Origin of the sequence: Pseudomonas sp. W2Aug9, assembly GCF_023127755.1 — a bacterium.
Classification (GTDB): domain Bacteria; phylum Pseudomonadota; class Gammaproteobacteria; order Pseudomonadales; family Pseudomonadaceae; genus Aquipseudomonas; species Aquipseudomonas synxantha_A.
Map to the genome: position 1 here is coordinate 122,072 of NZ_SPKL01000029.1, position 17,894 is coordinate 139,965.

A 17,894-nucleotide genomic window follows, 5' to 3' on the forward strand; every position below is an offset into this window, starting at 1 on the left:
CCATGTCATTCAAATCGATGACACGTACCTGCTTGCGCCTCGTGGTCATTATCGCTGGGTTCGTGGCGGTCAACTTCGAGTTGGCACCACGTATGGCGTCCATGCGGTTGGACCTTACCGAGCAGCAGCTTTACACCCTCAGCCCGGGGTCGCGTCAGATCATTCAGGCCGTGTTGGAACCCACCGATCTGTACTTCTACTTTTCCAGCCAGGCCGCCAGGGACCTTACGGTCATGCGCGGTTACGCGGTGCGTATCAAAGCATTGCTGCGTGAATATGAGCGTGTGTCAAATGGCCGACTACGGGTGCACATTATTGACCCTGCTCCGTTTTCAGCGGACGAAGCCCGCGCAGTCGAGCTTGGTTTGCAACCAGCCCCCATCGGCAAGGCGGGTGCGGCGGTTTACTTTGGTTTGACCATCGTCGACGCACAGGCGCACCACGCCAGCATCGGTTTCTTTGCGCTTGAACAACAAACGTTCCTTGAGTACGACATCAGCCGCACATTGCAGACGTTGACTCGGTCTGCGCGGCCAGTGATTGGCCTGATGTCTTCGTTGCCGTTGGCAGGTGGCTTCGATGTGCAGTCGGGGCGAACGCGACAGCCTTGGCGGATCATGCAGGAGATCGACAATGCGTTTGAAGTGCGCGAGCTGGCGTCCGATGTCGACACCATCGACAGTGCACTCAATGTCCTGATGCTCGTGCATCCCAAGCACTTATCTGCGCCCACGCTGCGCGCCATTGATCAGTTTGTGCTGCGCGGCGGGCGTTTGCTGGTGTTCGTCGACCCCTATAGTGAGCAGGATCGCGGCGATTATTATTTTGGGATACCCAGCAAAGACAAGTCTTCCGACCTCGCGCTTTTGTTCAAGGCGTGGGGCATCAAGCTTCTACCTGATCGCATGTTGGGCGACGGCCGCTACGGTCAGTTTGTGGCAATGGCCCAAGGCGCAGAGCCGGTCTGGCAACCGACCGCCCTGGGGCTGTCACCCTCTGCGATGAATGAAAAGGATGTGATTACTGCTGGTATTGGCAGCCTTAACCTCACAACCGCCGGTATCTTGAGCGCCGTGCCGGGTGCAACAACTACTCTGACACCGCTGCTGCACAGTTCGGAGCAGGCCATGCCCTACAAGACGGCGCTTCTGAATCATCTGGAAAGTCCCGACGCGCTGTCCAAGAGCTTCAAGGCTACAGGCGAGCGTTATCTGATTGCGGTACGCCTGCAGGGGGCGGCACGCTCGGCTTTTCTGGACTCTCCCGGAGCGCTTACCTACGCGCAGAATATCAACGTCGTGGTGGTGGCAGACACAGACGTATTGAGCGACAACCTGTGGGCGGATGTGCAGCAGCAAGGGGATCGTGCAGTCACGGTGCCATGGGCTGACAATGCGGTGCTGGTGCTCAATGCGCTGGACAGCCTGTCCGGGTCGGATGCCTTGATCAGCTTACGCTCACGGGGACATTACAGCCGAACGTTCACTGTGGTCGAAGAGTTGCAGCAGCAATTCCGCGAGCGTTATCGCAGCATGAGCGGTGAGCTGCAGGGAAAGCTCGATGAAGCTGAAAAACATCTCGCGCCTTTGGCCGCAGAGCACGGGCGAGATATGCCTCTGACGGCGGAACAGCAAACCGCCCTTGCACAATTTAACGCTGAAAAAGCGGGCGTTGAAATGCAGATGCGCCTTGTAGCGCGAGAACTGACCCTTCAGGTTGAGCATCTAGGCCTGCTGCTCAAGGCGCTCAACATCCTGGCAATCCCATTGCTGCTTTCACTGATCTGCTTTTGCATATTCTTATGGCGCGGGCGATCGTGATGAAGGCAGGACGATTACTAAGCTTTTCTGGAGCATTGGCTATTAACCGGTTCACGACATCCCCTTAAGCTGGATTCACTGAGTTTCAACCAGCAATAGTGAGGAAGTGAACATGAAAAGGTTGCACAAGAAAGTCGCGCTGGTGACCGGCGCTTCCAAGGGCATTGGCGCGGCCATTGCCAAACAATTGGCCCAGGATGGCGCCACCGTCATCGTTAACTACGCCAACAGCCGCGAGGACGCTGACCGGGTGGTTGAACATATCCTGCAAACCGGCGCCAGGGCACATGCAGTGCAGGCAGATGTCTCCAACAGCGCCGACCTCAAGGTGCTGTTCAAGACCATCGTGCATGAGCATGGTCACCTCGATATTTTGGTCAACAATGCCGGTGTCTACTCGACCAGCGCCTTGGCCGACATTACTGAGGCGGAGTTTCATCGCCAGTTCAACCTCAACGTCCTGGGACTGATCCAGTGTACCCAGGCAGCAGTTGAAGTGTTCAACCCTAAGGGCGGCAGCATCGTCAACATCAGCTCCAGCGTCACCTCGTTCACACCGGCCAATTCGGCGGTGTACACCGCCTCCAAGGCTGCGGTTGACGCCATCACCCGTACCCTGGCCAATGAATTGGGGCCCAGAAATATCCGTGTCAACTCAGTGAATCCCGGACTGGTTGTCACCGAGGGTGTGCACGCCAGTGGCTTTTTCGAAGAGGCGTTCCGGCAAAAAATTGAAGCTATTACACCGCTGGGACGCATTGGTCAGCCAGAGGATATTGCACCCGCCGTCGCCTTCCTGGCGTCGTCGGATGCAGGCTGGATCACCGGTGAAACCCTGATAATCGGCGGCGGCCTGCACTAAACCTGGGCGGCGTGCTCGCGCACATAGTGGCGGGGCGACTGCAACATGACGCGCTTGAATGCCGTGCTGAATGCGCTTTCGGACTCATAACCCAATGAGAACGCGATGGTGGACACCGAGTCATCGGAGTTCTTCAACCGATCACTGGCCAGCAACATGCGCCAGTACGTCAGATACTCCATGGGTGCTGCGCCGACCACCTGTTTGAAGCGCAGCGCGAAGGCCGAGCGCGACATGGTTGCCAGTTGCGCCAGTTCCTGGACGCTCCAGCGATGGGCCGGGTCGGCGTGCATCGCGCTAAGGGCAACACTGAGGTTGCGGTCGGCCAAGCCGTAAAACCAACCGATGCCGCTGCTTTCCAGGGTCGCCAAGTGAGTGCGCAAAACTTCGACCAGCATCAGGTGCGCCAAGTGTTCGTTCATCAGCGAGCGGCCTGGGCGCTTCTGCTGCAGCTCCGAGGTGAAGCGCTCAAGCGCCCAACGTAGGAGCGATGCCTGAGGCTCATTGGCCTGCACGTGAACCAGCGAGGGCAGGCTGCTGAGCAGTAACTGGGTAGGCACGCCGCTGAAGTCAAAGCGGCCACCGACCAACTGCGTGTCATTGCCGCCGTAATGCAAGGCCAGTTCGTCCGCCGCGAGGGTTTGAAAGTGACCGTCGGAGTTCATCACCGGCTGGGACATATCACTGTAGAGCGAAAAAGGCATGCCACGGGTCATCAGGAAACAATCACTCTGGTGCAGGCGCTGCGGCTGCTGTTCGCCATCCACTTGCAACCAGCAACTGCCCTTGACCACCGCGGTGAACTTGATGCCCTCACGTTCAGGGAAATTGAACGCCCAATCACCGCCCAAGGAGAGCGTGGCTGAGTGGTAATTACGGATTCTCAGCAAGGAAAGAACGTCGGACAGAGGATCCATATATCACCTAGTTGGACGGAAAATAAAGTAATCGGGATTTTATAACAGAGTTCATCCAGATTTCACGTTTAAATATGAGGTACATCATGCAAATCAATTTCGATAAGTCTTATGGCCCACTGATCAATGGGGTGTTTGAAACCGACGATAAAGCGCGCTCTTTTGCTGCGGTCGACCCTGCCACGGGCAGGCACTTAGCCTACATCCGTTATTGTGACGCCAAGGATGTCGATCGCGCCGTAAAGGCCGCGCATGCAGCGTTTCCCGCCTGGCGTGCCCTGGGTCAGCAGGTGCGCGCGCGGCTGATGAACCTGCTGGCTGACGAGATCGAAGAGCACAGCGAACGCCTGGCCATGATCGATGCGCATGACGTGGGGCGCTGCATCAGCGAAGTACGCAAGGATTACCTGACCGCCGTCCGACACTACCGCTATTTCGCCTCGGTGATCATGGCTCATGAAGACACTGGTCGGGAAATCGACGGTGGTTACGCCATCGCCAAGCGTGAGGCTTTGGGCGTATGCGGGCAGATCATTCCCTGGAACGCGCCGGCGATCATGGCCGCGTTCAAGCTCGCACCGGCACTGGTCGCCGGTAATACCGTGGTGCTCAAGCCTGATGAAAATGCTTCGTTGTCGACGCTGGAGTTGGGCAAGCTGATCCAGAAGATCTTTCCCGCCGGTGTGGTGAACATGGTCACTGGGCTGGGTGACATCGTCGGTGCAGCGTTAAGCGAGCATCCTTTGATCAGGAAGCTATCGTTCACCGGCAGTACCGAAGTCGGCCGGACGGTAGCAGGTGTCGCAGCCCGACGTCTTGTGCCCTCAACACTCGAACTGGGTGGCAAGAGCGCCAATATCGTGTTTCCGGACATCGACGACATCGATGCGGTGGTCGACAACGCCACCTTCGCCGCCATTCATAACAATGGGCAGTCGTGCCTGGCGGGCACGCGTTTGTTCGTGCATGCATCGATTGCCGAACAGTTTCAGGAAAAACTGATAGCCGCGTTCAAGCGCGTGAGAGTCGGATCACCCTTGGCTGAAGAATCACGGGTCAGTTGCTTGGTCAATGCGCAACAAGGTGAGCGCGTGTTGAGCTACATCATCATGGGCCTGGAGGAGGGCGCCAAGCTGCTCGCAGGTGGTGGTCGAGCATCGATTCCAGGTTGCGAGCACGGTTACTTCATACAACCAACGTTATTACTGGCACGTAACGATATGAGCATCTGTCAGGAAGAGATTTTTGGCCCGGTGCTTTCGCTGATCGTGTGGGACGACTATGAAACGATGATCGCCCAGGCCAATGGAACTGAATACGGTTTGGCCGCCGGGATCTACACAAGCAACCTGCAGCACGCTATAGAGACCGCCGCGCGACTGGAGGCTGGGTCGGTGTGGATCAATCGCTACTCGAACATTACCGATGGGACGGCGTTTGGCGGGTATAAAAACAGTGGTATAGGCCGTGAGTTTTGTCGGGAGACGCTGAATGCTTATACACAGATAAAAACCATCACGATGCAGGCGCGTGCACCGCTGAGCTGGTTTACAGGCGTGTAGATAAACGGGGGCCGCGTGCAGTCAGATGGTGCGCGCGGACCCGATAGCATGATTTTACCGATTATCTTTGGTTCGATTGGTTGGAAGATGTGTTCAGTAGAGAGAGGGCACAAACAGCGTCTGACGCTAAGAAAGCTTTCTGGTCAACTATACTGTTGTAGGAATTATCCTGCCTGCGCAAAGGATATATCTATGGTGGCATAGAGATTCTTGCGGTTTGCGCTGCGAATTAGTTGAGTATGATTGCCGCCTCTTGCTAGGGTCCTCGGCGACGGCGCCTCAATAGCAGGTTGCCGAGTGTTCGCGATAACTTATGCGTTTCTCGGTACGTCATGCCGCACAACGCAGATTGCGTCGAATACTTTGGGTTACGATTAGCTGCTCAGTTGTTCCCTTGCATAGACGATACCGTCGTCGCTACTCAAATCGAACTTAAGGAATAATTAATCATGGGCACCATAGTCATCGTCGACGACCACCCCCTGATGCGCATGGCTGTGCGCGTGATGCTCGAGCAGGAAGGGCATTCGATTGTCGCCGAGGTCGACAACGGTGTAGATGCGGTAGAAGTCATCCGCAAACTGCTCCCGGACATGATCGTTCTTGACTTGAGCATCCCGAGAATGGACGGCCTGTCAGTCATTGCGCACCTCAAAGCTATCGGTATTTCTACCCGAGTGCTGATCCTTACCTCCGGCGACACTCGCAACTTCGCTATGCGTTCGTTGCAGGCTGGTGCAGCGGGTTTTGTCTGCAAGGATGACAACCTGGACGAACTGGTCGGTGCGGTGAAGGCCGTGTTGTCGGGTTACAGCTACTTCCCGGCCAACACCATTCACCAGTTACGCGACAATACACAGGCCGCCAGCGAGGAAAGCATGCTGATTGCACAATTGTCCGATCGTGAGATCACCGTGTTGAAGCTGCTGGCTCGCGGCATGGGCAATCAGGCCATCGCCGATGAGTTGATGATCAATCATAAGACTGTGAGCACGTACAAAATTCGCCTTCAACGCAAGTTGAGTGTGGAAAACCTGATTGCTCTGGGTGAGCTGGCCAAGCGCAATGGCTTGGCGTAGTCGCTTTCTGCCTAGGGTTCGAGCATCTGTTGAATACGTCGTAACTCCTTCTTCACCTGCCTGACCTGCGCCGGTACGTCCTCGGCGCCGGTTCGGCAGCCATGCTCCAGCTCCTTGCACAACTCAAGCAGATAATCATTGCACATTAATGCCGCGCTACCCCTCAAACGGTGAGCCAGCTCCGCAATGCCAGCGAGATCCCGTGTCTCACTAAAGTCACGCAGTTGCTCGATATCCTGTTGATTGCTGCGCATCAATTCAGCTTGAAGTTGTTGAATGATTGCCGGGTTGCCACCGGTAATCGGCTTGAGCAGATTCATGTCGAATTCAGGCCGATGCTGCGCCGGTTTGCTGACTTTGTAGCCTGGCTTATCCGCAGGCTCCAGTAATACCAGGCGCTGTTCGAGGATGGCGAGGCTGATCGGTTTGATCAGGCAGTCACCCATGCCGGCGTTAAGGCAACGGTTCATTTCTTCCTGCTGAGCGTCAGCTGTCAGCCCCAGAATCGTTAATGCACTGCTGTCGCGTTGCTGTTCTTCCTTGCGGATTGCCAGTGTCAGTTCGACTCCGTCCATGACCGGCATGTGGTAATCCGTAATAAGCCAGTCAACCGCAAACGCACGCCACGCCTCCAATGCCTCCAGCCCATTGCTGGCTTCAATCACTTTGCACCCCAGGTACTCCAGCTGTGCGCGCAACATTTGACGGTTCAAGGTGTTGTCGTCTGCGATCAGCACTCGCATGGCCCAGCTTGGAGTGGCCTCGGAGGATGCGGGCAGCGGCAGTTTTTCTTCAGGCAGCGGTTCCAGAAGCTTGAGCTTGAGGGTTACGTTGACCGTTGTGCCTTGCCCCAGCGTGCTGGTCAGATCCAGACGGCCACCCATCATTTCACACAGCGAACGCGACACCACCAACCCGAGCCCGCTGCCGCCATGGACCGAGAGGTCTGACTGAGTCACTTGCGCGAAGGGGCGAAACAGCGTTTGCCGGTCTGCCTCACTGATGCCTATACCCGTGTCATGCACTTGCAGATGCATGTTGAGTGTTTGCCCATTCACCACGCGGCATACCAGGCGGATGACGATACGGCCGCGTTCCGTGAACTTGATCGCATTGCTCACCAGATTCGACAGTACTTGTTTGAAGCGCAGAGGGTCGATGGACACGTCCAGGGTGGTGCCGGCGTCGATTTCCAGAATCAGGTCCAGTTTCTTCTTTCTCGCCAGCCCTTCGAATACCCGCGCCACCATCTCCACCAGATTCTTAAGGTTGGCCCGGCGTGGGGAGAAGCTCAAATGCCCGGATTCAATGCGTACGATATCCAGCGTATTGCCCAACAGCTCAAGCAGGTTCTTGGCGGCCGTGTAGGCCACGTCGATGTTCACTCGATCCAGTACGCCGTGGTCCGCGCGTTTGAGCGCCAACTCCAATGTGCCGATTACCGCGCTCATGGGCGTGCGGATCTCGTGACTCATCGTCGCCAGAAATTGGGTTTTGGCATGGCTGGCATCGTCAGCCTGGGTTTTTGCCTGTTGCAGTTGTTCGATCAGTTGATGATGTTGCGAAACGTCCTGCCAGCCGCAGATCACACCGGCAATTAAGCCGTTGGAATCACGAAACGGCTGAATCCAATGCTCGATAAAGTGGGATTGCCCGTCGATAGCAATCTGTAGTTGTTGTTCGATGGCGTTGCCATCTTCCATGGCCTGCAGGTAACTTTGGTGGAGCGTAGGCGCCAGTTCGATATCGCCATACACGGTTTGCAAGGCGGTTTTACCCAGCACCTGGGATTGACAGAGCTTCATGACGTGTTCATAGCTGCGGCTGCATGACAGGAGGCGGCCTTCGCGGTCGCGTACATACACCGGCACGGGCATGGCATGGTTCAAGGTTTGCAGAAACTCCAACTGATCATTCAAGGCTTTTTCGGCGGCGACCCTGCGCCGGATCTGACGACGCAGCTGTACAATTCGAAGGATTGAAACCAGCAGCACCAGCAATGCGCAGCAGATGATCTGCAGGATCACCAGTTTGTAGTCGCGCCAGGTCTGCCCGCTCATGGCAGCATTGGCGCGCCAGCGAATGGTGATCGCGTTGAGCTCGTCAGGCGGGATGCTCAGCAAGGCTTTATCCATGATCGACTGCAGCTCGGTTTCGCCACGGCGCATGGCGAAGTTGGCGGTGGCCGCCTGACCATCGACGATACCGGCCACGCGCAGTTCTTTTTCATAAAGGCGGGCAGTGTAGTAGCGAGCCATGGACAAGGTCATCAATACGGCGTCGGCTTCGCCGTTGACCACCATGCGCATGGCCTCCAGGTTGTTCGTTGGGGTGATTAACTGCACCGTGGGAAAGCCTTGGCGAATACTGTCGATCAGTACATGCCCTTGGACAATTGCCAGGCGCTTGCCGGATAGCGCGTTGAGGCTTGAACGCTCACGGCTCGATTGGGCGGTAGACGCGACCAGCGCAAACGAGCTGGTTGCGAACGGGTGGCTGAAACGGAAGTTGTTCATACGCTCCGGGCTGGAAGTCAGCACAGCCAAATCGGTATCACCGTCGCGTAAAGCGTCCTGAATGCCTTCAAAACTGGTGGCCCGCTGGATATCGAACTTAAGCCCGGTGCGCTGGGTGATGATCTCGAACAGATCCGAGACCACCCCGTTGAAGCGGCCCTTGGCGTCAAAAAAGGCAGAGGGTGCCATGTCATCGTTGATCATGAAGCGCGCCACCGGGTGCTGGGCGAGCCAGTGTCTTTCCTGGGCGTTCAGATGCACATTATCGTCCGGCATCACTGTACCGCCGCCGGTCCAGCGCTTGATCAGGTAGCTCATGCGCAGTTGGCCGAACGTGGTTAGCGAGGCGTTCAGAATCCGCAGCAGGCGTTGATCCTCTTGCTTGAGCAGAAACCCATAGCCGCCCGAGTCGATTTTCAGAAACTGGATAAATTTCAGGTAGCTGAAAAAACTATGGTTGACCAGGTAGTGGGTGGTCACCGAATCCCCCAAGAATACATCAACGTTCTGGAACGCGACGGCGGCCAAGGCTTGCGCGGTGGTGCCGTAGGTAAAAAACTGCGCGTGGGGATAACGTTCGGTCAGTAGCGCGTATGGCAGGTAATCCCTGGAGACCGCTACGGTAAGCCCCTTGAGATTTGAGGGAACTACAATGTCGCTGTCCTGGCGTTGATACAGTACCGGTGCATTGACGCTGTATGGCAGCGTCACCACCGTGTCAAAGGACTCGCGGTCATAGTCGCTGGACCGGCTGATCAAGTCGATTTCCCCAGCCCGCAAGGCGGCCATCGCCTGCGCACGATCAGCGAACCCTACGACTGTGATTTCCAGGCCCAGTTGCTGCTTGAGCATCGTCGCCACATCGGCGCTGATACCTTCGTAGTCTCCGTTGCCGTAGACCATGTCGAAGGGCAGGGTGAACGGCGCGACCACGCCCAGGGTGAGGGCGCGCCGCTCGCGCAGCCAGGCCCAGTCGCTTTCGGGTAGTTGCAGCTTCTGCGGTTCCTGGCTCACTTGGCTGAGCAAGTGCAAGGGTTGTTGCGGCATGGGTATCGCTGCGGCAGCGCCGTAGGATACAACTGGCAGCAGCACGGTGAAAAAAGCCACAAGGGCTTTGAGTGTGGACATGAAACGGTTACCTGACTGCAAAATGCCAAGTACGCCGCGGTGGTCGGCTCAAGGTCGACCACGGACATGGCGGGTGAGGGGGGGTAAAGCGTTGTGAACGGGGGTTCAGACTGACGTCAGCACCACCTGCGAGCCCGCAATGTATTCAAGGATGTACGGCAGCAGCGCGGTATCCGCCATCGGCGGGGCGATGGCATATCCCTGCACAATGGATACGCCCAGAGTTTTGAGCCGCTTGAGCTGGGCCGGGGTCTCGACACCCTCGATCACCAGCGACACACCCAGGCTGGCTGCCAGGCTGACGGTATGGGCGACAATGGCGGTGCAGGCCGAGTGCGTGTCGAGTTTGTGTACGAAACCGGCGTCGAGTTTGAGCTCGGTGAAAGGCACATCACACAAGCGCTCCAGGGAAGAAAAGCCAGTGCCGAAATCATCCATGGACAAGCCGCAGCCTAACAGCTTGAGCTGCAGCAGGTTGTTCATGGCGACACTGCACGGATTGAGCGTGCCGGTTTCGGTGATCTCGAAGATGATACTTCGGGCAGGGCACTCATGTGCACGCAGCAGCACTTTAATCGCCTGGCTCAGTATGGGGTTGCTGAGTTGAGACGGTTGAAGGTTGAATGACATCGTCAATGGCAGGTTCAGGCTGGCCAGTTTCTGGCGCAGGATCAGCCCTTGCTCGAAGAGGCGCAGGAACAGCTCATCCATCAGGTCATGGCGTTCCAGGGCCTGTAGAAAATAACCGGGCGTCAACAGGCCGTTGTGAGGGTGCCGCCAGCGGGCGAGAACTTCCAAGCCGCTAATCGTGCCCGTTTTCAACGAAAGCTGAGGTTGGTAAAAACCCACAAACGCGTGATCCGCCAACCCTTGTCGCAGATCCTGGACGTCGGGCTCTTGAACCTTCGGGGCGGCTGGAATCTGACTTAAGCTGAGTGCGGCTGAGGTTTTCATTTAATGCCCTGCAAGGGATGACCATGAGTCAATTTTGCAGGATGCGCGTAACCATAAACGTCAGCTCTTTCGAGCAGATGCGTAGGACTAATCTTACCTGCTAATGAAAAGCCTATAGACTCATCCGAGTGGACGGTTGTCCGGTAATCGCACATGAACTTTAAAGGCCAGAAGTCCCCTTATGAACACTGAAAATGGCATCGCTTATGCGTTATAGGCAATCGAGCGTCGGCAAACTTGAAAAAGTCTCGCTGCGCCTGGGTTTCGGCCTGTTGGTGTCTTTTTTGTTGCTAGTGTTCTTCGCCGTGGCCGGCTATTGGGTGACCTACAAGGTCATTCGCGGGGAAGTGCTTAAAGTCGATTATCACTTTATGCGTTTTGTGGGCCGAGCCTACGACCATGAAATATTTCTGCTACGGGCCATCAAAGCCAGCAGCCAATTGGAATACAAGCCGGTATTTAGCCCTGGAGCCTATGTGATCAACCAGACCATCCAGGGCAACATGCGTATTTATGAAGGCCAGGCATCCCAGGTGGCGACGACGTTTTCCGCGGCACTACCCATCAAAGCCGCTGATGCGAATGATGGGGTGCGGGATCAACAACTGCAACTTGGGGTTGCGCTGGCAAATGTGTATGGCGACTTCTGGAGCGGTTCAACCTTCGCGTCACCGCAAATGTTCGTGTTTGATCTGTCGAGCGATTTCGACATCGCGATTCCTGCGATCAGCCCCCAGTCTCAACCAGGCCAGCGGAATTTTTCCCAGGTATTGGATGAGGTCAAGCAATCCGCGCGTCAGCTACCGCCCTTGAGCAGTGACTTGTTGGTGCGCTGGCGGCCCAGTCATTTCTTTTTGGGCGGTGAAGACATTCAACAAATACTGGGCTATGTCTCAGGTCGCATCGAAGAGGATCAGTGGGCACGAAAGGGCCCCCCCAGGGAATTGATTGCCGCTACCTTGCTGTATTGGGACGAATTTGACGCACCCGGGGTAAGGATAGAAAAGCAGTTTTTTGATCTGCCGTTGTACAGCAACGTCGACATCGCCGCGCCGGACGGCACGCGTGTAGTGGGGGGCAAGTCGCCACAGATCTACCAGTATGAAAGCGGCTTCCATTTCACTACCTCAGGGCTACTGATCAAGCGCAGTGCCGGGGACATGGGCGCCTGGCAGGCCCTGTATCGTATCCCCTACAAACAACTGATCCTGGATGCACGTTGGCAGTTGCTAGGACTGCTCGGCTTGCTGGGCTTATGCATCATCAGTGGCTGGTCGGTCATCCGATGGTATCGACGGCGCATCGTGGTGCCAGCGAGTAATGACTTTCGGGAGTTATTGGTCAACCATGACTTCAACCTGTCTTTGTTGCAAACGGTGCCGCTGGCTTTGTGTGTGGTCAAGGGGCCGCAGATCGAACTGGTGACGCAGAACAGTTTGTATACGCAGTGGTTGGGCGAGCCGACCGAGTTTGCACAAATGATGGCGCTATGGCCGCTGTTTGAGCAAAATAAACCCCTTACCGGTGAAGGCTGCCTGCTGGTCGATCAGCGAGTGTTGCATGTGCGCTATACACCCACCGAGTATCTTGGCGACAGCGTGTTGCTGTGTACCTTCACTGATATTTCTTCCCACCGCGAAGCATCCGCATCGTTGCTACTCGCCCGCCAGGCGGCGGATGCGGCGAATGAGCAGAAAAGCAACTTCGTCGCCACCCTGAGCCATGAACTACGCACGCCGTTGTACGGTGTGCTGGGCACGCTTGAACTGCTGGGCATGACCTCTCTGGATGAACGCCAACGTGGTTATCTGCGTACAATCGATAGCTCATCCGCGGTATTGATGCATTTGATCAGCGATGTGCTCGACCTGTCCAAGATCGAAGCGGGCCAGCTGGTTCTGGAGTCCGTGGCGTTCCAGCCTCTGGAAATGCTTGAAGAAACCGTGCGCGGGTTCTCGGCGGTGGCGGCGAACAAAGGGCTGGCGCTTTACTGCTGCGTTGACCCGCGCGTGCCGAACCTTGTGCAGGGTGACCGCCTGCGTATCCAGCAGATCGTAGGCAACCTGCTCAATAACGCGATCAAGTTCACCCAGAGCGGGCATGTCGCAGTCTTCCTGTCGCCTATCGGAGTCTGCGCAGGCGAAGTGAGCCTGCAATGGTGCGTGATCGATAGCGGCCCAGGGATGTCCGAAGCGGTGCAGGCGCAACTGTTCGAGCGCTTTTACCAGGCTGACAGCAAGCATCACACCGTCGCTGGCACCGGGCTCGGGCTGCCTATCTGCTCCCATCTCAGCCAGATGATGGGGGGCGCATTGAGCGTGGACAGTGTGCTAGGCGAGGGCAGTACCTTCATATTCGAGTTGGCCCTGGAAATTCTAGAGGCCCGTCAATCTTCACTGCCGCAGTTATTAGGCAAGTGCATCGATGTTCGCACCCCCTATGCAACCTTGTCCGATAACCTTTGCGCCTGGCTGGAGTGGCACGGGGCACACACTACCGTGATGGGCGATGATGCTCGCGGAGCGCCTGATGCCGTGTTGACGGTCATGCCGCAAGAGGTTGAGGTGGCAAGCTCAGGCGCGATTAATGTCTTCGCCCAGCATGATTTCAGTAGTACGCCCCAGTTTATCGGCCAGGACGTGGTGGTGAACCAGAACAGCGTCGGGTCCATTTGCCGTGCGTTGGTGATGGCGATCACTGGCGAATCGGAGGCACCGTTACCGCAACCACCGGTGACGCATCTGCAACTGGAGCTGAATGTGCTGGTGGCCGAAGACAACCCGGTCAACCAGGTGCTGATGAAAGAGCAACTGGAACGTATCGGCTGTACGGTGGATGTCGTGCCCGATGGCGTCCAGGCGTTGCTGCAGTTGGAGTTGAAGGCTTACGACGTACTGCTGACGGATGTGAACATGCCGCTCATTGACGGCTATGAACTTGCCGATACATTGCGCCAGCGCGATGTGGATATGCCGATTATCGGCGTCACCGCCAATGCGCTGCGCGAGGAGGGCGAGCATTGCATCCGCGTGGGCATGAACAGTTGGTTATCCAAACCGATGGATATCCAGGGGCTCTATCTGTGTTTGCGCAGTGTGCTTGATCCTGCGGTCTTCCAGGCTTGCGAAATCGATACGCCGGTAAGCGATGTAGACGAGATCAATGTGCCGGAGCGCATGCTTGAACTATTCCTTGAGACGATCGCCCAGGATATGAGTGAGCTTAAAGCGCTGGACAGGGGGCAGGGCCGTAATGAAACCGTCCGTTTGCTGCATCGGATTCGGGGTGCGTTGGCGGTAGGCAAAGCTAAAAGTCTGATCCAGCTGTGTCGCGAGTTGGAGGTCGCTGTCGCCCGGGACGGGCTGGTCCATACCCATGCAGACGTGGCTGCTTTCATCCAGCGCGTCGAACGCGCTATTGCGAATGTATAAGCATTGAAAATGCCGCCCCGTTCAGGGCGGCTATGGGTTACTTGGATACCACTGATTCCGGCGCACGCCAGCCTCCACCCAGCGCTTTATAGAGCTGCACTACATCGAGATACGACGCGGTCTCCGCCTGCGTCAGCGCGTCCTGAGCATTCAGTTGCGTACGCTGCGCGTCCAGCTCTACCAGATACGCCGCACTACCTGCTTCATAACGCGCATGTGCCAGTCGAGCCGCACGCTCACTTTGCGCGGTAGCCTCGGCCAGGCTGCGAACCCGTTGCTGCGACAGGCTATAGGTCGTAAGCGCGCCCTCGGTTTCCTCAATCGCATTCAGCACCACTTGCTCATAACGCGCCTGACTACCCACCTCTCGCGCCTGCGCCTCGCGCTGCCTTGCCTTGACAATGGCCAGGTGCAGCGCCGGCCAACTGACCGAAGGCATCACGCTGAACGCGCGGCTGCCGCTGTCGCCCAAATCCCCACCGCGCAAGGCCACAAAGCCGAGAAAGCCGCCCAGGTCGATCCGTGGGTAAAGCTCGGCCGTCATCGCGCCAATGTCCGCATTCGAGGCCGCCAAAGCACGTTCGGCGCTGGCGACATCGGGACGCTGTCGCAGCAAGTCGCTGACCTGGCCAATCGGCAGGCGTGTGACCAGTGCCGGCAAGGGTTTCAGGTCGGTCAGCGCTTGCAGCTCATTGGGCCGCGAGCCCGTGAGTACGGCGAGCCGATAACGGCTGAGCGCTTGACGGGTTTCCAAACTCGGCAGTGTGGCTTGCACCCGTGCGCGCTCGGCCAGGGCGCTGGCCAGTTCGTCGGCGGTGCCGCGCCCGGCATCCACGCGGCCCTGGACCAGCGCCACGGTTTTTTCCTGATTACTCAGGTTGGCCTGGGCCACCGCTAACTGCCGTTGCGCGCCGCGCAGTTCAAAGTAGTGACGCGCCACGTCGGCGGTCACTACGATACGGGTTTGCGCCAGGTCCGCCGCGACGGCCTCGGCGCGTGCCGAAGACGCCTGCGACAGGCGCTGCAGCCTGCCGAACAGGTCCAGCTCCCACTGCGCATCCAGGCCAGCCTGATAGGTCTTGGCCAGGTTGCGTTCACCGCTTGGGCCGGGGTTGGCCTGGGACAGGCTACGGGAATAAGCCCCGCTGGCGGTCACCGTTGGCAGCTGGTCCAACTGACGCTGATCCAGCACCGCACGTGCCTCCAGCAACCGGGCCTGGGCGATGCGCAGGTCATGGTTACGCGCCAGCGCTTGATCGATCAGCGCATCCAGTTGTGGGTCCTGGAATTGTCGCCACCAATCCTGTTGCACGCGGGTGCTGCTATACAGCGCGGTATCGGGGCTTTGAGTCAGCTCTACTGCGGGCTCGTTACTGGCCCGGTAGTCCGGGCCGACGGTACAGCCCGTCATCCAGGCCGAGCAGACCAGCAGCGCGAGCGGGCGAATCACGAAGGTATTAAAGGGGTGCATATATGTCTCCTTACACCGTCTGGGTCGTGGCGGCGTCGGCTGCATCGGCAGCGGCCAGCGCACGGGCGCGGGGTGTGGTGGCCGCGATACGATGGTCGACGGCAATGAACGAATACATGGTCGGCAAAACCAGCAAAGTGAACAGCGTACCCACCAACATGCCCACCACGATCACCAGGCCAAGGTCATAACGGCTATGGGCACCGGCACCGGAGGCGAACAGCAGGGGAATCAAGCCCGCCACCATCGCCGCCGTGGTCATCAGGATCGGCCGCAGGCGCATCTTCGCCGAGTGCAGAATCGCCTCACGACGATCCAGGCCCTGCTTGACCTGCATCTCATTGGCGAACTCCACCATCAGGATGCCGTGTTTGCTGATCAGGCCGATCAGGGTCACCAGGCCGATCTGTGTGTAGATATTGATGGTCGCCATGCCCAAGGCCAGTGGAATCAATGCACCGCATATCGACATCGGCACGCTGATCAGAATGATCAACGGGTCACGCAGGCTTTCATACTGCGCAGCGAGTACCAGGTAGATCACGATGATTGCGAACAGGAACGCCATGACCAGCGCGCCGCTTTCCTGATGATATTGGCGTGCATCCGAAAGCCAGTCGTAGGTGAAACCCGGCGGCAGCAGTTTGGCTCGCACCTCGAGGAACTTCACCGCGTCGCCCATGGCCACGCCTGGGTTGGGGATCGCCTGGAAGATCGCCGAATTGAGCTGGTCGAACTGGGTTAGTTGATTGGGCTCGACCCCGGTGGAGACGCTGACGAGGTTGGACAGCGGTACTTGCCCACCCGTGGTGCTGGTCACATAAAAGCGCGTCAGTGCTTCTGGCGTCAGGCGTTCACCACGCAGGCTCTGCGGGATCACATCATAGGAGCGGCCGTCCATGGCAAAGCGGTTGACGTAGTTTTCGCCCACCAGCACCGCCAGGGTGTCGCCCAGATCCTTCATGGTCACGCCCAGGCTATTGGCCTTGGTGCGGTCGACTTTGATCTTGATCACCGAGTTGTTGTAGTCCAGGTCACTGTCGACCACCATGAACAAGCCGCTTTCACGTGCAGCGTGCTTGAGTGCTTCCATCGCCTCATAGACCACGCTGTAGTCACCGGCGCTCTTGATCACCATCTGTACCGGCAGGCCACCGGTCGAGCCCGGCAGTGAAGGCAACTGGAAGGCAAAGACGTTGCTGCCCTCGATGGTGTTGGCGCGACTTTGCATATCGCCCTGGATCTGGTCGGCGTTGCGCTCGCGTTTTTCCCAATCGACGAAGTTGACCCCGCCGATGCTGTTGGATACGCCGTTGCTGCCGTTGATCAACCACAGGTTGCTCTGCTCCGGCAAGGTCACCATGACGTCGTTCCATTGCTTGCCGAACTTCTCGACGTAATCAATGTTGGCGTTCTGTGGTGACTTGATTGCGGTCAGCACGGTGGACTGGTCTTCGGTGGGCGCCAGTTCGGTTTGGGCACGGCTGTACAGCCACGGCACGCTGATCAACACAATGACCGCAATCGTGAACGTGACCCAACGGTGATGCAGCGACAGATCCAGCACGCGGCCGTAAGCGCTGCCGAGGCGATGGAAGAAGCCCTCGGCCTTGCGCGCCATCCAGCCTTCGTTCATCTGGCTGTTGAGCAGCAGTGAGCTCATGACCGGCGACAGCGTCAGCGCGATGATGCCCGAGACCACCACCGAGCCGGCCAAGGTAAAGGCGAACTCCTTGAATAGCGAGCCGGTCAGCCCGCCCATGAGGCCGATGGGGGCATATACCGCCGCCAGTGTCAGGGTCATCGCAATCACCGGCGCTGCCACCTCACGTGCGCCCAGCAGGGCTGCATAAGTGGGAGACTTGCCTTCTTCGATATGACGGTGAACGTTCTCCACCACAATGATCGCGTCATCCACCACCAGGCCGATGGCCAATACCATCGCCAGCAAGGTCAGCAAGTTGATGCTGAACCCGAACATCGACATGAACGCGGCCGCACCCAACATCGACAGGGGAATGGTGACCACCGGAATGATCACTGCCCGCGCCGAGCCGAGGCTCAAGAAAATCACCAGCACCACGATGGCGATGGCTTCGCCCAGCGTACCGAGTACTTCATCAATCGATGCGCTGATAAAACGTGCCAGCTCAA

At 57.6% G+C, this 17,894-nt stretch carries 10 protein-coding genes; 5 read left to right on the forward strand and 5 right to left on the reverse strand.

All coding sequences use genetic code 11. From position 1 onward, the window contains the following. Positions 1 to 2 precede the first annotated feature (2 nt). On the forward strand, positions 3 to 1,820 hold the full coding sequence (locus E3O56_RS19330; RefSeq protein WP_248128808.1) for a Gldg family protein: 1,818 nt from the start codon (positions 3 to 5) through the stop codon (positions 1,818 to 1,820). A 112-nt stretch (positions 1,821 to 1,932) separates the two neighbouring features. Continuing rightward, positions 1,933 to 2,682 (forward strand): glucose 1-dehydrogenase, encoded by a 750-nt coding sequence (locus E3O56_RS19335; RefSeq protein ID WP_104912356.1) that lies wholly within the window; start codon positions 1,933 to 1,935, stop codon positions 2,680 to 2,682. On the opposite strand, the gene E3O56_RS19340 is transcribed toward E3O56_RS19335, so the two are convergent. Next, positions 2,679 to 3,599, reverse strand: coding sequence for an AraC family transcriptional regulator (locus E3O56_RS19340; protein ID WP_248128809.1), 921 nt, complete (start codon positions 3,597 to 3,599; stop codon positions 2,679 to 2,681). The genes E3O56_RS19335 and E3O56_RS19340 overlap by 4 nt on opposite strands. Before the next feature lie 86 nt (positions 3,600 to 3,685). Between E3O56_RS19340 and E3O56_RS19345 the strand changes: the two genes are divergently transcribed. After that, positions 3,686 to 5,161 (forward strand): aldehyde dehydrogenase family protein, encoded by a 1,476-nt coding sequence (locus E3O56_RS19345; protein ID WP_104912358.1) that lies wholly within the window; start codon positions 3,686 to 3,688, stop codon positions 5,159 to 5,161. A gap of 449 nt (positions 5,162 to 5,610) precedes the next feature. After that, positions 5,611 to 6,240 carry a response regulator transcription factor gene (locus E3O56_RS19350; RefSeq protein WP_104912359.1) on the forward strand — a complete coding sequence of 210 codons (630 nt, stop codon included), beginning with the start codon at positions 5,611 to 5,613 and terminating at the stop codon, positions 6,238 to 6,240. An 11-nt stretch (positions 6,241 to 6,251) separates the two neighbouring features. On the opposite strand, the gene E3O56_RS19355 is transcribed toward E3O56_RS19350, so the two are convergent. Both E3O56_RS19355 and E3O56_RS19360 read right to left on the reverse strand, forming a co-directional pair. Next, positions 6,252 to 9,884, reverse strand: a complete 3,633-nt coding sequence (locus E3O56_RS19355; protein ID WP_248128810.1) for a transporter substrate-binding domain-containing protein — start codon at positions 9,882 to 9,884, stop codon at positions 6,252 to 6,254. Between the two features lie 105 nt (positions 9,885 to 9,989). After that, positions 9,990 to 10,838 (reverse strand): EAL domain-containing protein, encoded by an 849-nt coding sequence (locus E3O56_RS19360; protein ID WP_248128811.1) that lies wholly within the window; start codon positions 10,836 to 10,838, stop codon positions 9,990 to 9,992. A 206-nt stretch (positions 10,839 to 11,044) separates the two neighbouring features. On the opposite strand from E3O56_RS19360, the gene E3O56_RS19365 reads away from it, so the two are divergent. Next, positions 11,045 to 14,269 carry a hybrid sensor histidine kinase/response regulator gene (locus E3O56_RS19365; RefSeq protein ID WP_248128812.1) on the forward strand — a complete coding sequence of 1,075 codons (3,225 nt, stop codon included), beginning with the start codon at positions 11,045 to 11,047 and terminating at the stop codon, positions 14,267 to 14,269. A 37-nt stretch (positions 14,270 to 14,306) separates the two neighbouring features. On the opposite strand, the gene E3O56_RS19370 is transcribed toward E3O56_RS19365, so the two are convergent. Together E3O56_RS19370 and E3O56_RS19375 are read right to left on the reverse strand one after the other, a co-directional pair. Further along, positions 14,307 to 15,740: an efflux transporter outer membrane subunit gene (locus E3O56_RS19370; RefSeq protein WP_248128813.1), complete on the reverse strand. Its 1,434-nt coding sequence runs from the start codon at positions 15,738 to 15,740 to the stop codon at positions 14,307 to 14,309. Positions 15,741 to 15,750: 10 nt separating this feature from the next. Next, the coding region (locus E3O56_RS19375; protein WP_248128814.1) for an efflux RND transporter permease subunit at positions 15,751 to 17,894 on the reverse strand (2,144 nt) is incomplete at its 5' end.